Raw genomic sequence first — 15,738 nt, 5'->3', positions numbered from 1 at the left:
CTGAGAAAAGTCAAATGTTCTTTTGGAAAATACAATCTTGGAAAGTAAGGATTTGATGATATTATGATCGTATGTAAATTTGGTGGAACTTCAGTTGCGAGTGCAGGTCAAATTCAAAAAGTGGCCAATATTGTGAAAGAGAATCCCAAAAGAAAAATTGTGGTGGTTTCTGCTCCAGGCAAACGCTTCAGCGATGATATCAAAGTGACTGATTTATTGATCGATTTGGCGGAAACGGCACTTCAAAACGGTGCTGTGGAAGAGAAACTGCAAAATGTGGTGAACCGCTATAAAGACATCGCCGAAGGGCTTGGATTGGACAGAAAAATCGTGGAAGTCATCGAAAACGACTTGCGCGAACGCCTTGCCCTAAAAGCGGAAAAAGAATTATTCATGGATACATTAAAAGCAAGCGGTGAAGACAATAACGCCAAATTGGTGGCGGAATATTTCAATTCCATTGGGCTAAAAGCGAAATATGTCAGCCCGAAAGAAGGATTGGTGGTAAACGATCCGCCGGAAAGAACGTTTGCGTTGCCTGAAACTTACGAAAACTTGAAAGACCTTGGAAAAGGCGAAGAGATCGTCGTATTCCCGGGATTCTTCGGTTATACAAGATCAGGCCGATTGCGCACATTCGACCGCGGCGGCTCCGACATTACGGGATCCATCCTGGCAGCGGCCGTCAAAGCGGAATTATATGAAAACTTTACAGATGTGGATTGCGTCTTCTCTGCCAATCCGAAAGTGGTAAACGACCCGATCGGCATTGAAGAAATTACGTACCGTGAAATGCGGGAACTTTCTTATGCGGGGTTCTCCGTATTCCACGATGAAGCGTTAATCCCGGTATTTAAATTGGGCATCCCGGTGAACATCAAAAATACAAACAATCCATCGGCGCCGGGCACCCGCATCGTGCCGACGCGCAAACCGAACGGGCGGCCGGTCATCGGCATCGCGGCGGATCACGGATTCTCCACTTTATATGTATCCAAATACTTGATGAACCGCGAAATCGGTTTTGGCAGAAAACTGTTGCAAATCATCGAGGAAGAAAACATTTCCTATGAACATACACCATCCGGAGTGGATGATATTTCCGTCATCATCCGTTCCAACCAATTGACGCCTGAAAAAGAAGAACGCATTGTCAAACGCGTCAAAGAAGAACTTCATGCAGATGATGTGTATTTCCGCCACGGCTTCTCCATGATTGTCATTGTAGGAGAAGGCATGCGAAGAAACAAAGGATTGGCGGCACGGGCCGCTTCAGCCATTTCCCGGACCGGGGCGAACATCGAAATGATCAACCAAGGTTCTTCCGAAGTGAGCCTTGTATTCGGCGTCCTACAAGAATATGAAGAACAGTGCTTGCGCGCATTATATGAAGAATTTTTTACTCCCGTGACAATTTAATGGGGAGAATGGAATAATGAAAAGAACGGACAGGGAAAGCGGGAAGTTTTCCCGTCCGTTTTTTGTTTTTTGCGCGGGGATTTTCCAGCAGGGAGATTTTGGGGTTTCGGGAGGATGGAATCCGCCAAGGTTGTGGGGCAGCGGCTTTCGGGGAAATCCGCCAAAATACAGATAAAATCCGCCAAACGAAAAACTTATGGGCGAAAAGTGCACCGCAAGAATAACCGTTTCCCGGTGTTCTTTCAATCAAACATATGGTAGAATAATTCTATGTGAATAATACACACAAAAAAACGTTGCCGGCAAAGCAACGTTTTTTTATGAGGAAAAGGTGAAACAGATGAAAGTTGCATTTGTATTGACTGCCACAGGACAAGAACTGTTGCAGATGGTGTCCCACGATGTGGCCGGGCTTCTTGCGGCGGTGAAGGGCGAATATGTCACTTTTCCCTTCGGCACTTATAAATACGATTTCCATACCCTTGATTTCTATTTGGAAAATAATGAATACCATCAAGAATTGGTCATTTACTTAAAAGAAGAAGAGTCTTCCAAGGAATCGGTGGAAACGTTCTTTATTGATGCGGAGTAAAAAGTGGCGAGGCCGGGCAGTAACCATCGTATATTTTATACTGAAATAGCATATTTATGGATTTAATCCAGTGCTGACGGCCACGTTCCTTGATATTTCCTCAGTTTGTCATGATTCATGAGCGATTTCTCATTTTTGCGTTCTTTAAAGGAACGCAATTTGTTTTTTCGAAAAATGATGATGCAGGATTGCCTTGTAAATGAGGTGTTACCGTTGATGAATGCCATTGGTGGAATCGGGATTTTTCTATTGGGCATGTCGCTGTTGACAAACGGCTTGAAAGAGATTGCGGGCGAAACGTTAAAAAAATGGATGAACACGTTTACAAAAGGAACGCTCACGTCTTTGCTGACGGGCTTTTTGATGACCGTGCTTGTCCAGTCATCCACCGCGACGACCATCTTGACGGTCGGATTCGTGAGCGCCGGACTGATCTCCTTTGTCCAGTCCATCGGGATTATTATCGGCGCCAATATTGGCAGCACGAGTACCGGCTGGCTCATTTCCCTCCTTGGATTTAAAATCAGCTTACAGGCGATGTCCTTGCCCGTGATTGCCCTTGGGGTACTGATCCAATATATGGCTCCGAGCGACATCAAAAAATACGGCGGCGTATTCACCGGCTTCGGCCTGTTATTTTTGGGCATCGGATTCTTGCAAAAAGGAATGGAAAATGCCCAGGACTGGATCCGTTTCGAATCCTTTGATACGGACTCGGTCTGGTCCATCTTTTTGCTCATCGGCATCGGAATCGTGATGACGATCATCATGCAGGCATCGAGCGCGGCAATGGCCGCGACGCTCACCGCACTATTTGCCGGAGCGATCGACTTTGGGCAGGCGGTCTTTCTTGTCATCGGACAAAACATCGGAACGACGGCCACGGCAATTGTCGCATCGATCGGATCTTCCGTTGCGGCGAAGCGCACGGCGGCCACCCATCTGTTGTTTAATGTGGCAACCGCCGTCATCGTGACGATTTTGATTCCATTCATTTTGCGATTCGTCGAGTTTGCAACGAAAGCGATGACGGGAAGCTTTGATGAAACGGTGGGGCTTGCGTTGTTCCATACATTGTTCAGTGTGCTGGGCGCCATACTGTTCGTTCCTTTCACCAAACAGTTTTCCAGGCTGCTGACGAAACTGTTGCCGGAAAAGGCCAATGCATTGACGCGGAACCTTGACGAACAATTGGTGTCGGTTCCTTCCGCGGCGCTTGAGGTCGCTTATCAGACGCTGCTCCAAATGATGAAGCGGCTGACGGATGCGATGCTGGAATTGATTGAAGCGAAAAAAGCAACGGGCAGCTTCGAGAAAAAGGTGAGGGAAGTCGAGGAAGCGATTGTGCATATCCGCAAATTCCTGAACGAGGTGCAGTCGGATTCGTCGAAGCTCCGCAATCAACATGTGGCCATCATCCACGTGCTGGACCATATCACGCGGCTCGTCCGGGTATTGAGGGAACAGCAAAACGTGGAAGGCGTCTTTCATCAGGAAAAATTGATGAAACGTTGGCACAAAACGCTGGAGCAAATCAGGGAGAGCTTTGACAGCGAGGAAAAACTGCTGGCCATGGAGCAGGTGCTGGAGAAAACGGCCTACAAGGTGGCGGAGGAAAGGCGCACCCGCAGAAGAAAATATTACGAACGCACGGCGGTCAGGGAAACGGAACTCGAAGTCGCCATGTCGAAAGTGCAGGCGCTACTTTGGATCGATCGCCTCGTCTACCACTACTGGCGCGCCTTTGCCAGACTCGTGCAATTCAAGAAGGGAGAGGAAGCGGAGGAATCGACGAGCTTCCAGGAACGGGAAGTATTATAAGTGCGTGTGTTGTAAAAGGGGCTTTGCGGGAAGCCCCTTTTTTCTATTGAAAAACCGTTTTCAGCTCCAAGTGAAACTCCGGAAAAACGAAGGAAGTCAGCGTATCTTCCTTTCCAAAGACGGCGCGGTTGACGTAATGATGGTCCACCAGCCCGTACACTTCAATTGTTTCATGGATACTGTCGACAATCCAATATTCTTTCACCCCATGTTTTTCATACAATTTATATTTTTGATTACGATCTTTTAACGCAGTGGCAGGGGACAACACTTCTACAATTAAACGGGGCGCGCCTTTTCCTCCTTTTGAATCTAATTGCTCCGGATTGCAAATCACAGATAAATCCGGCTGAACAACCGTATCCGGGTTATCATAATCATCCGATTCGCTTAACCGGATATCAAAAGGTGCGGCAAACACCCTGCATTCCCCTTTTCCAAAATAGGAACGGAGCGAAAAAAGAAGTTCCGTTACAATGGCTTGATGTTTAGTGCTTGGTGCCGGAGACATATCGTAAGGAACCCCATGAATTAACTCCCAACGTCCTTCCCATTGTTCATAGTCTTGATAGCGGTAACGTTTATGCGGTTCAGGCGTAGTCATATGGCTTTCCCTCGCTTAACCGTACTTTTTTCTCATTGTACCGCATTTATTTTAAGTTTTAAAACCATTGTCTTTACTATTACTCCGATTTTTACATATTCTTTAACTTTACGGAAAAATTGGAAAGGGAAATTATAATGAAATCAAAGTGGGGATTCATGAAAAGATAAATTTCCGCTCTTTATTTCCATTTTTTTGAATACAATGAATCGATCAAATAATGATGATTTTGCAGTGGATCATTTTTTAAGATATTTGTCTGAAACCTAAGAAAATAAAGGCTTCCAGCATCTTTTTTGACTTTTTATTAAAACCCGACTGCCTATTTACTGCAAATTTTAAAAATGTTACATTAACTTTGAGCTTATAAATCCTGTATATATGAGGGTTTTAGAAATCTGATAAACTAGGGTTCTTTATTAACTATGTGGAATGTAAAGTTATTTCAGTCTTGTGTAATAAACTTTTCAGAAAAATGTTCTTTATTAACTATGTGGAATGTAAATCTGCATAGGCGCCGATAAATTCCCCACGATCACCTTGTTCTTTATTAACTATGTGGAATGTAAATAAGAAGTTCAAAAATTATATAAAAAACGACAAAAGAGTTCTTTATTAACTATGTGGAATGTAAATATTTACCAGATGGAATAGATGTAGTTACTTCTCCAAGTTCTTTATTAACTATGTGGAATGTAAATCGACAAAATCATCGAAGCCGTTCCACTCATACCCGGTTCTTTATTAACTATGTGGAATGTAAATATCGTCGGCGCGATCAGTTGTGGAAACGGAGTCATCGTTTTCTATTAACTATGTGGAATGTAAATTTCTACGGCGTTGTTTTCGTTTTCCGGTTTCCATATGTTTTCTATTAACTATGTGGAATGTAAATTGGATGAACGTTTTAAGAACGTCAATATTTTTCATGTTTTCTATTAACTATGTGGAATGTATATGGGATTGCGAAAGGAATGTTTATACCGAGAGATTGGGTTTTCTATTAACTATGTGGATTGTAAATTCTAGTCATTCCATATGTTCTGAGAATTGTTTTTTTTAGTGTTTGGCAATTAAGAATAAACATATTTGCCGCTTTACATGGAGGGTATATACGGCTTGCCCCCTTTGCAAGAAATCCTGCCCACAGAGGCTCCTTGTCAAGTAAAATTATTCGATTTTGAATGAAAATATTCTATAAAGAGATTCTGCCCTAAATGAAAAAAGAGAATTTGAGGAAAGCTCAGATACTCTTTTTTTATTGCGTCCGGAGCCCGAGAGAAGTGAAATCGTAAGCCCGAAATCAAACGACGCATACAAATCAATCACATCTCCCTGTAACATAGAGTTATCGATGACAGAGGAGGTGTTACTTTGACAATTGAAAAACTAAATATTGTACCTGTCAAATTAAATTTTGATTCCGATTCAACTTCACCCTCAACAAGTCGTGGCCCTCTTATACCTGTATGTGTGATTCAAGCAACGGATTTGAAAATTTCCTTCAACCCCGTTGTAAAACCTCACATTATTTAAACAGTCATCAAGGAGTTGAATCCGGTCGATCGCCTTAATAAATCGGGCCATAAAGGAAAAACGACAAGCCCTCACCAAAGAAGTGAAGAAAAATTTCCCCCATCACGAAAAAATCCCTCCGAAGTGCCCAAAACGGCATTTCAGAAATGGCGGATTCGGTTATCATAAAATCGTTCTTGATGATAGCAAGGATCGATTATTCCACTTCTTTCAACGAAGCAGGCCCAATGCATCGCCCTTGCGTTTGCAAGGGGCAAAAGCAATCCAACCATCCATTCCTGAAAAAATGCCGGGAGGTGAAGACAATCCATCCTGCTTCCAAGTGAATCCGGTCCAATAAAGCAAGATAAAAAACGAAAAGCGGAGGTACAACATGAAGAAATTTACATTTGCAGTATTGTTAATATTCATCGCCCTTCTTACGGCTTGCAATTCCAATGAGGAGAGCAAGGCAAACGGTGACCAGCAACAAGAAAAAGCATCGGAGAGCGAAGGGATCAATGTCGATAAAGGGTTATTGAATGTGGAAGTGACATTGCCGGCCAGCTTCTTTGAAGGAGAAGACATTGATGCGGCCATCGCGGAAGCAAAAGAGAAAGGCATCGAAGTGACGAAAAACGAGAACGGCTCCGTGACTTACAAAATGTCGAAAGCGGAGCACAAAGAAATGATGGCCGAGATGGAAAACAACATGCTTGAGACCATCGAGGATTTGAAAAATGGCGAAGATTTTGCATCCATTAAAGATGTCCAATATAACAAGAAATTCACGAAATTTACCGTCTTGGTGGACAAAAACGCGTTTGAAAACAGTTTTGATGCGTTCGCCGTTTTCGGATTAGGGGTATCGGGCGCCTTATATCAGCTTTTTAACGGCGCCGATCCGGAAGACTATAATGTCAACATTGTGGTGAAAGATGAAGCGACTCAAGAAATCATCAGCGAAGCGAATTTTCCGAAAGATTTGGAGAATCTGGATACGGAATAGAACCGTATTTCGGATGGTCTTGAAATAAAAATCCGGGGGGTACTTATGATGAAAAAAATCTATTTTCCAATTGCTTTGTTGCTGTTATTCCTTTTACTAGCCGCATGTGGTGAAACGACGGAAGAAAATGTGAACGGCAAAGTGGAAAACACGGAACAAACCTCTGAAGACACCGGAACGGATGAAGAAGAGGAACGGGCAAACGAGATCAATCAAGTGATCGTCGATAATGAAAACGTGAAAGCGACCCTTGTCAAAATTGTAAAGAAAGAAGATCCGATTTGGGGCAGATCGATCGAAGTGATTTTCGATGTTCAAAACAAGCGCCAGGATTCCATTGAAGTGCAGGCGCGCAGCGTTTCCGCGGACGGCCGCATGGTGGATGAAGCATTGTTGACAATGAGCCAAGAGGTGGCGCCGGGCAAATCGGCCACCGCGAAATTAACCATCCAAGAATTCGAAGGATATGAATTCCCGGAGCTGAAAGAAAACTTCGAAATGACATTGCATATTTTCTCTTGGGATCAGATGGACTACCAGGAAGATCATCCTGTAAAAGTGACGTTTTAATAATCGGCCGATCTAATTGATCGGCTTTTGGATGAAAAAAGATCAAACAATCTTTGTACATCCTTAAAGAAGCATGAAACAATTGTTTAGGTTTTCTCATCCAAAACAAAAGAAAATTTTCCGAACACAACGCCAAACTTCGACAATACCTATAGTTTCGATTTTTTCATAAATGATCTTTGTGCCGAAACCGGAAATATCCGGATTTTGGCACTTTCTCATTTCCAATGTTTGTACGTACTCAATAAGGGATCATGGGAAATAACGATATTTTATATTTGTAGAATATGGAAGTTTCATTATAAAAGGACGATAATAGAAAATAAGAAGAAGTTATCATTATTTTTTTCGAACATAAAAGGGTTTTATCATTGATAGAAATGCGGTGATTGAATGAAGTATAAACGGATTTTGGCGATTATTGAATATCTATGGAAATATTCATCCAAACAACATCCGAAATCCATCGAAGATATTATGCAATATTTGGAGATGCAACAAATCGAGGGCGGATTGAAGGCGGTCCGGAATGATTTGAAGTTTTTGACTTCGGAGGAATCGTTCATCAAGGTGGAAACGGCCCAAAGCGGAAGGAACCAATTCATTCATTATTGGATCGAGGACCGGTTTTTTGAAATCCATGAGCTGCGCTATTTGATGGATGCGATTTCTTCGGCCCGTTTCATTTCAGAACAGGAAACGCAGCGGATCATCGGAAAATTGAAAACGTTCGTGTCCGAAAATGAAGCGATATTATTGGAGAACCAGCTGGTCCATACGTTTGCGAAAATCGACAGCCCGCAATTTGCGAAGACGGTTCAAACCATCCACCAGGCCATTGCGGAAAGGAGGGCCATTCAGTTCCAATATGGCCGATATTCGGTGGAAAAAGAATTTGTGCGATCCGGAAGCCCCAACCCCAAAACCTACCTCATCCATCCTTATGGAATCATTTGGAATGAAGAGATGTATTATTTAATTGGCTATAACGTGATGGAGGAGGACATCCATCATTACCGGATTGACCGGATCAGGGATATCCGCATGCTGGAACAGAAATTTGCCGTGCAGCCGGGCTTTGATATCAACAAGTATCGCAATCTGCTGTTTTTCATGTTTGGCGGGGAAGAGTCATCCATTGAAGTGATTTTTAAAAATAATTTGGCGCCCGCCGTGATTGACCGCTTTGGCCTCCATGCCGACATCAAAAGGGTGGATGACGAGCATTTCAGATTAATCACAAGAGCCATTATCAGCAAAGGACTGGTACGCTGGCTACTTTCGTGGGGCGCCGATGCGAAAGTGGTGCATCCAAAGCGGCTGGTGAAAGAGATGGAGGAGGAAGCGGAGAGGTTATATAAACAATATCTTGGGGAGAGAGATTGATCCTCAAATTAAATAGAAAGTATTTCACGAACAACAATGGATGTGTTTTAATGGCTGTATATGAATTTTATTCTATCATTGAAAATAGTAAAGAAGATAACTGTTATATCGTTAATTTTCCATACACTTGAGGCTGCTTTACTTATGGAGACACATTACTTGAAGCGGTAGAGATGGTAGAGGAAGCATTGATACTTATGCGAACTTGTATGGAAGATGATGGAGATGACATTCCTCCTGCTTCTCCTACAGAAAAGCTAATTGAACAATTACCTAAAGGAGCAGTCTTGTGAATTTTGTTGTCGATACCGACAAATATAGAAAGATGGATTGATTAAGGGGACATTAGTTACTATCTAAAAACAGAGGTCGAGAGATTCTGTTTATCTTACAGGAGATTTTACTATTTTATCGACATAATTCCCCAGATTTTTCGGTTTTTGTTTTAGTATAATATGACTATATTGATATAAAAGAAATTTATTATGTCCCAACATGTTGAATTGTTGGACAATTTCATAAAGGAGTTCAGATCGAAAGATGTCGAGAGGAATTATTGATAATAAACAAAGTGGTTTAGTGGGGGATGTCTTAAAAGAATATATTACAAAGGGCAGTAAGTTATCCGTTGCTGCTGCACATTTTACTTTATATGCTTTTGTCGAATTAAAGAAAGAGCTTTCTCAGTTAGAGGAGTTTCGCTTTATTTTCACAGAGCCTGCTTTTGTACAAGGCGGCAATTTATTAAAGGAACAAATGGAAAAAAGAAGCTTTGTTGTATGGGGTTGAAGAAGAACGAAAATATAAAGTAGAGTTAAACCAAGCCTATATCGCTAAAGAATTTGCAAAATGGTTGAAACAAAAAGCACAAATCAAGTCAGTCACTAATCAGCGAATTCAAGGCGGACTATATCATGTCGAAAACAAAGACGGAACGCAAATCGGCCTTGTCGGTGGAGCACCATACTCAAGTCCGGGATTAGGCTACAGCAACTCATCCAATATATACATTAACAATATTGTTGATGATATTGAAGCAAATACACAACTCCTTCGCAATTTCGAGGCGATTTGGCACAACGAATATGCATTACAAGATGTGAAAGAACAAATATTACGGCGTTTAGAAGTGTTATATAAAGAAAATTCACCGGAGTTTATTTACTTTATTACACTCTACAATCTTTTCAAAGATTTTTTACAAGATACGAAAGATTACGAGGCGTTACAAACGAGAACAGGGTTTGAAAATACGGTGATTTGGAATAAACTTTATGATTTTCAGCGCGATGGTGTGATTGGTGCCATCAACAAAATCGAAACGTACGGCGGCTGCATTATTGCCGATAGTGTCGGTTTAGGAAAAACGTTTGAAGCGTTAGCGGTCATTAAATATTATGAATTGCGCAATCATCGTGTTCTTGTACTAGCACCGAAAAAATTGAGAGAAAACTGGGCGATTTACCGTTTAAACGATAAACGAAATATCTTAGCCGAAGACCGTTTTTCCTATGATTTGCTGAACCATACCGATTTATCACGGAATCGTGGCTATAGCGGAGACATTAACTTAGAACATGTAAATTGGGGAAACTACGATTTGGTCGTCATCGACGAATCACATAACTTTCGTAACAACGATCCGCGCAACGACCGCGTCACAAGATATTCAAGACTAATGAACGATATTATTAAAGCGGGGGTAAAAACGAAAGTGTTGATGCTTTCTGCTACTCCGGTTAACAATAAGCTCGACGATTTAAAAAACCAAATAGCTTTTATTACAGAAGGAAATGACAAAGCGTTAGCGGAAATGGCAAACATTAAAAGCATCAGCCAAACGAGGCTCTTACGTATATTTGGTGAATGCCTTCCTATCATCCCTGTTGGAGATTTTTATTGTTTTATTAAAATAATAATTAAAGTCTATAGAGAACCCTTTTTTCTAACAAGTCTAATCCAGCACGGCCATACATCATTCGTTTAATGGTTTTTAACCGATTGATTTGACCTTCTAGTACCCCATTGCTGTATGGGAGAAGAAAAGCGTGTTTTACTGCCTGCAAATCGCTGCGCAAGCGCTTCGCATAAGAATAAAATGGCTGTTTTGAATCCGAAAGCTGACCACGCAGCCAAACAAGAAAACGGTCATAATCTCTTTGATCCACAGCTTCCCGATATTCTTGCACTACTTCATAGACGGGACGAGCAGCTGGATACGTTTTTAGGCATTGTTCCAGATCCATTTTCTCTTTTTCTGAAAGTCGATGATACGGCGACCATATCCAATAAGCCAGCTGTTTTCTTGTGATACGATGTTCCAATGTCGATGGATCATTCCTCTTCCGATTCCGTCGAATCGTTTCTACGGCGGTTCGCACTGCCGAAAACGTGCCGGCATATCCTTCTTTGCGAAGAAGGGAATCGATGGAGGAGATGGTTTGACCTTGGGATTCTAACTCAATGACACGGTCCAAAAAAGGGGAAATCGGTATTTTTCTTTTTCGCCGATGAACCAGTGGCGGGGTGGTCATCTGGAGATATTTTTTCACCGTTTTCCAATCCAGCTCATATTCCCTTGCGAGCCTGGAAATGCTTTTTCCTGATGAATGAGCGGTTTGGATTTCTTGAATGAGTGCCCATTTTTGTTCCTGACGCTGCTTTTTCCTTTTTTCTGCCTTTGTCATTTCGATTTCACGAACAGAGGGGTTAGGTTCACTCCATGTCATTACAGAGGGAACGATCGATAAAAGAAGAAGATCCAGTCTCTTCTTCGCATTCCCGGTAAAATGCCATCGATCATATACATGAAGGATGGAAGGGTTGGCATTCGTAATCCCCTGACGAAATCCTGTAAACCCATCCCTGCTCATCACTTGTACATGAGAATATGATTTCAGCCATTCGGTTAGTGTTTGTGGCAGCCGATCAGGCAAAAGCGCAACAGGATGATGATTGTCTAAATTGCAAATGATGGTTCCATACGTATGTCCTTTTCGAAAAGCGAAATCATCGACTCCGAGGAAAGGGAGACACCTCTACAGGAATAGAGGTTTTCCGAATGATGGTTAACAATGTATCATGGCTGACAGGAAGATGGACGGATTGCGCCACCTTTTGTGCAGAGAGACAGCTGGTAGAAAAAGCAATTTGCCGCAAGATGTGTTCTGCCCGAAGGGTACGGCGGCCATGCGGTGCCAGCCAATCATAACGCTCTGTAAATACTTTAACGGGACAAACAGGAGAATCACAAAACCATTTTCGAGAAATAAGCAGAAGAGAAACAGGCTGATCGGCGATAGGAAGATCTTGAATCACACGTGTATACCGACTATGCGGGCGGGAGGAAATATGATGACAGGCAGGACAGGGAGAAGACTCACGGATGCTTTTTACCGTTAAACGCAAACTATTACCGACATCAGATATATCCAGCAGTTCGATAGTTGGACTGAGAGGAGACCAGGAAAGATGAGCCATCGTCATACACTCCTTTTCTTTTTATTATATCAGTGTAGTTAATAGAAAGTCACTTCCCCAAATTAGCGTAAGAACCACTTTTATTTTGCCATACACAATTAAGACAGCTATGTGAAAGAAAAGGCGTAGAAATTATTGTGTTTTTGTCAATATAAAAAAGGATTTAGCGTTTACAATTTAAAAGAATGAAATACATGTTACGAAAAACAAAAATATCGACACAATGATAGAAAAAATGCTAACCCCTTGACTTTTTTTATTCTTCAAGTTTTCAAACCCCAATATTAAGAAAAATACCCCGAGGAAGAAAATAGACAAGAAGTTATATGAATAATCATTCGTGACTAAGCCGTATGATGAAATTCCAATTACAATTAAAGCAAGTAATATTTTTAGCCATTTCAATCGTATCACCCTTAAGTGGAATGATAAATAAAGGAAATTAAAAAATATATGATTTTTCAATAAAGTTTGATATTTTTCCAATTTTACTGTTTTGGGCGATTAAAAATGCATGAAATGGCAATTAAATTTATTCGATACCTTGAATAATTATTCACATCTATAATCGCTTGACATGGAGCCTTTGCGGGCATGATTTCTTGCAAAGGGGGCAAGCCATAATTATATTTGGACTTTGCAAGGCAAAGTAGCCTATCATGCCCACCACCATGTAAAGCGTCAAATATGCAAAAATTTATGCATAACCTTAATTGCCAAACACTACAAAAATTAATTACCATCAACAATTTTACGACTTGAATAGAGAATTCCCTTCTTTTAAGGGCTACATTTCCTTTACGGAATTGTACAAAAGTATTGGAAATTTTAGTTAATCTTTTAAAAACAGTAAAAATAATATTTAAGTGTTGACATTATACCCTAATGGGTATATGATATCGTTGGAGTAACAAAGAAAGGGAAAAGGAGGTTTCAAATCATCTATCTTAAGATAATGTATTGCTGTCAATTCAAGTTTTGCTCTAATTTGTGTTGGAGTTCTATTCAACATTAGAAGAAAAAACAATTTCTGTAATAAAATATTTATTCATACATGAAGAAAAAGATTCCATGACGGCAAATTTTTGATTTTATATTCAACAAAAAAATTTTTCTAAAATAAAATACCCTATTAGGTATTTGGAGGTTTTAAGATGTCGATAAAAGCACATGTACAGTTAGATTGTACGGGGCTTTCATGTCCAATGCCGATTGTGAAGACGAAAAAGGCAATGGAAGGAATCGAGGAAGGCCAAGTATTAGAAGTGAAAGCGACCGATAAAGGTTCGATTGCCGACTTAAAAGCATGGTGTGACAGCGTTGGACATCAATATATCGGTATGTTTGAAGAAAATGGCGTGCTGTTTCATTACATTCGTAAATGTAATGAGCAAGTTGTTGAAAAGAAATTTGAACATACAATCTCGAATGATGAAGTTCTGAGTCGAGTGAAAAATGGCGGAATTCTTCTAGATGTTCGAGAAGAAGTGGAATACGCTTTTGGTCATATTGAAGGCTCCATATCCATTCCAATGGGGGAATTAGAAGACCGTTTAGATGAATTAGACAAAGACAAGGAAATCTATGTCATTTGTCGAACAGGTACACGCAGTGATTTAGCTGCTCAAAAATTAGTAGAAAAAGGTTTTACAAAAGTTTATAACGTCTTACCAGGAATGAGTGCTTGGAAAGGCGATTTAATAAAAAAATTATAAATTCGGAGGGGTTTGAAAAATGTCTAATAAAGTTGCAATTATTGCAAGTAATGGTGGATTATTTGATGCATATAAGGTATTTAATATCGCAACGGCAGCAGCTGCTACAGAGAAAGAAGTAGCAATCTTCTTTACATTTGAGGGTCTGAACTTGATTCATAAAGAAGCGATGAAACAATTGCCACTTCCAGAAGGAAAAGAACATTATGCAGAAGGATTTGCGAAAGCAAATGTTCCGAGTATTCCGGAATTAGTAGAAATGGCAAAAGAGATGGGAGTAAAATTAATCGCTTGTCAAATGACAATGGATGTTATGAATTTAACGAAAGAAGACTTTATTGATGGAATTGATGTAGGTGGCGCAGTTACATTCCTTGAGTTTGCAAAAGATGCTGCACCAACATTAACGTTTTAATCATTTGTTTTATTCCATTCTTTAGTGGAAGGGATTACTCTTCCACTTCATATCACAAAAATATACCTGCAGGGGGTAAGTGGAATGGCAGTTCAAAAAATGACATCAGCACAAGTAGCTCGTAAAGTAATCGAAAATCAACCATTATTTATTTTAGATGTACGAAACAGAGATGATTTTGAAGATTGGAAAATTGAAGGACACCGATTTGAATATTTAAATGTGCCTTACTTTGAATTATTAGATGGTGTGGAAAAAATTCTTCCAAAATTACCGTCCGATCAAGATATTTTAGTTGTTTGTGCGAAAGAGGGCTCTTCTGTCATGGTTGCGGAAATGCTTTCAGATGCAGGATACGATGTGTACTACCTTGAGGGTGGTATGAAAGCTTGGAGCTCTTACCTCGAGCCAATTAAAGTAGGTGATTTGACTAATGGAGGTGAACTGTATCAATTTGTTCGTCTAGGGAAAGGCTGCTTATCTTATATGGTCATTTCTGATGGTGAAGCTGCCATTATTGACGCAGTTCGTTTTAAAGATGTGTTCATCAACTTTGCGAAAGAAAAAAATGTGGAAATTACCCACGTATTTGATACACACTTACATGCGGACCACATCTCCGGAGGACGCCATATTGCAAAGGAAACAGGGGCGAAATATTATTTACCACCAAAAGATGCAGATGAGGTGGTTTATGAATATAATCCATTGGAAGATGGTTTAACAGTGAAGGTTGGGAATTCCAAAATTGAAGTAGGCGCTCTGTATTCACCAGGTCATACAATTGGTTCAACTTCCTTCATCGTAGATAACAAGTATTTATTAACAGGAGATATTTTATTCATTGATTCCATCGGTCGACCTGACTTAGCAGGACGTGCTGAGGATTGGGTAGGCGATCTTCGCGAAACGCTTTATCGCCGTTATCGTGAGTTAGCGGAAGATTTAATTGTATTGCCTGCACACTTCATGATTATTGATGAGTTGAATGAAGATGGAACAGTTGCAAAACGTTTAGGGGATCTATTTGCGGAAAACCATGGTTTAAATATTGAAAGTGAAGAAGAATTCCGTAAGACAGTAACAGAAAACTTGCCACCACAACCAAATGCATACCAAGAAATTCGTCAAGTAAATATGGGGAAATTGACACCAGACGAAGAAGAACAAATGGAAATGGAAATCGGTCCAAACCGTTGTGCGGTACGTTAA

General features: G+C 40.8%; 16 protein-coding genes and 1 CRISPR repeat array. Of the genes, 13 read left to right on the top strand and 3 right to left on the bottom strand.

All coding sequences use genetic code 11. From position 1 onward, the window contains the following. The first annotated feature begins 63 nt into the window (after window positions 1–63). The 3 genes from NST62_RS07070 to NST62_RS07060 all read left to right on the top strand — a co-directional run bounded on the left by NST62_RS07070 (window position 64) and on the right by NST62_RS07060 (window position 3,832). Complete coding sequence (locus NST62_RS07070; RefSeq protein ID WP_328215941.1) at window positions 64–1,419, top strand: aspartate kinase; 1,356 nt, start codon at window positions 64–66, stop codon at window positions 1,417–1,419. Window positions 1,420–1,759: 340 nt separating this feature from the next. Beyond that, window positions 1,760–2,011, top strand: a complete 252-nt coding sequence (locus NST62_RS07065) for a thymidylate synthase (RefSeq protein ID WP_141601292.1) — start codon at window positions 1,760–1,762, stop codon at window positions 2,009–2,011. Between the two features lie 216 nt (window positions 2,012–2,227). After that, a complete protein-coding gene (locus tag NST62_RS07060) occupies window positions 2,228–3,832 on the top strand; it encodes a Na/Pi symporter (protein ID WP_328215942.1) in 1,605 nt (534 codons plus the stop codon). 43 nt (window positions 3,833–3,875) lie between these two features. Here the strand turns inward: NST62_RS07060 and NST62_RS07055 are convergent, their stop codons facing one another. Next, complete coding sequence (locus NST62_RS07055) at window positions 3,876–4,436, bottom strand: Uma2 family endonuclease (protein ID WP_141601290.1); 561 nt, start codon at window positions 4,434–4,436, stop codon at window positions 3,876–3,878. Between the two features lie 415 nt (window positions 4,437–4,851). After that, window positions 4,852–5,460: direct repeats of the CRISPR family, unit length 23 nt; unit sequence TATTAACTATGTGGAATGTAAAT. A gap of 350 nt (window positions 5,461–5,810) precedes the next feature. Between NST62_RS07055 and NST62_RS07050 the strand changes: the two genes are divergently transcribed. From NST62_RS07050 to NST62_RS07020, 7 genes are all read left to right on the top strand, one after another. Further along, entirely contained in the window at window positions 5,811–5,972 is a 162-nt protein-coding gene (locus NST62_RS07050) for a hypothetical protein (protein WP_181733161.1), read from the top strand. A 373-nt stretch (window positions 5,973–6,345) separates the two neighbouring features. Beyond that, window positions 6,346–6,960, top strand: coding sequence for a hypothetical protein (locus NST62_RS07045; RefSeq protein ID WP_141601282.1), 615 nt, complete (start codon window positions 6,346–6,348; stop codon window positions 6,958–6,960). A gap of 45 nt (window positions 6,961–7,005) precedes the next feature. After that, on the top strand, window positions 7,006–7,530 hold the full coding sequence (locus NST62_RS07040; protein ID WP_328220189.1) for a hypothetical protein: 525 nt from the start codon (window positions 7,006–7,008) through the stop codon (window positions 7,528–7,530). A 393-nt stretch (window positions 7,531–7,923) separates the two neighbouring features. Then, window positions 7,924–8,916: a WYL domain-containing protein gene (locus NST62_RS07035; protein ID WP_342463265.1), complete on the top strand. Its 993-nt coding sequence runs from the start codon at window positions 7,924–7,926 to the stop codon at window positions 8,914–8,916. 173 nt (window positions 8,917–9,089) lie between these two features. Beyond that, window positions 9,090–9,209: a hypothetical protein gene (locus NST62_RS07030; protein WP_331854370.1), complete on the top strand. Its 120-nt coding sequence runs from the start codon at window positions 9,090–9,092 to the stop codon at window positions 9,207–9,209. Between the two features lie 247 nt (window positions 9,210–9,456). Further along, on the top strand, window positions 9,457–9,705 hold the full coding sequence (locus NST62_RS07025; protein ID WP_342463264.1) for a hypothetical protein: 249 nt from the start codon (window positions 9,457–9,459) through the stop codon (window positions 9,703–9,705). Continuing rightward, window positions 9,692–10,903, top strand: a complete 1,212-nt coding sequence (locus NST62_RS07020) for an SNF2-related protein (RefSeq protein WP_342463263.1) — start codon at window positions 9,692–9,694, stop codon at window positions 10,901–10,903. The genes NST62_RS07025 and NST62_RS07020 overlap by 14 nt, the downstream gene beginning before the upstream one ends. Here the strand turns inward: NST62_RS07020 and NST62_RS07015 are convergent. Then, a complete protein-coding gene (locus NST62_RS07015; RefSeq protein ID WP_328216632.1) occupies window positions 10,836–11,888 on the bottom strand; it encodes a transposase in 1,053 nt (350 codons plus the stop codon). The two genes, NST62_RS07020 and NST62_RS07015, sit on opposite strands and share 68 nt — an antisense overlap. Window positions 11,889–11,925: 37 nt before the next feature. Next, window positions 11,926–12,396, bottom strand: a complete 471-nt coding sequence (locus NST62_RS07010; RefSeq protein WP_081162459.1) for a transposase family protein — start codon at window positions 12,394–12,396, stop codon at window positions 11,926–11,928. Window positions 12,397–13,550: 1,154 nt separating this feature from the next. Here NST62_RS07010 and NST62_RS07005 point away from each other — a divergent pair. The 3 genes from NST62_RS07005 to NST62_RS06995 all read left to right on the top strand — a co-directional run bounded on the left by NST62_RS07005 (window position 13,551) and on the right by NST62_RS06995 (window position 15,738). Further along, window positions 13,551–14,111, top strand: a complete 561-nt coding sequence (locus NST62_RS07005; protein ID WP_141603362.1) for a sulfurtransferase TusA family protein — start codon at window positions 13,551–13,553, stop codon at window positions 14,109–14,111. Window positions 14,112–14,130: 19 nt separating this feature from the next. After that, window positions 14,131–14,526: a DsrE/DsrF/DrsH-like family protein gene (locus tag NST62_RS07000; protein ID WP_016839191.1), complete on the top strand. Its 396-nt coding sequence runs from the start codon at window positions 14,131–14,133 to the stop codon at window positions 14,524–14,526. Window positions 14,527–14,610: 84 nt separating this feature from the next. After that, on the top strand, window positions 14,611–15,738 hold the full coding sequence (locus tag NST62_RS06995; RefSeq protein WP_342463262.1) for an MBL fold metallo-hydrolase: 1,128 nt from the start codon (window positions 14,611–14,613) through the stop codon (window positions 15,736–15,738).

Origin of the sequence: Ureibacillus sp. FSL K6-8385, assembly GCF_038593155.1 — a bacterium.
Taxonomy (GTDB): domain Bacteria; phylum Bacillota; class Bacilli; order Bacillales_A; family Planococcaceae; genus Ureibacillus; species Ureibacillus terrenus.
This window is presented reverse-complemented; position numbering and strand designations above follow the sequence as displayed.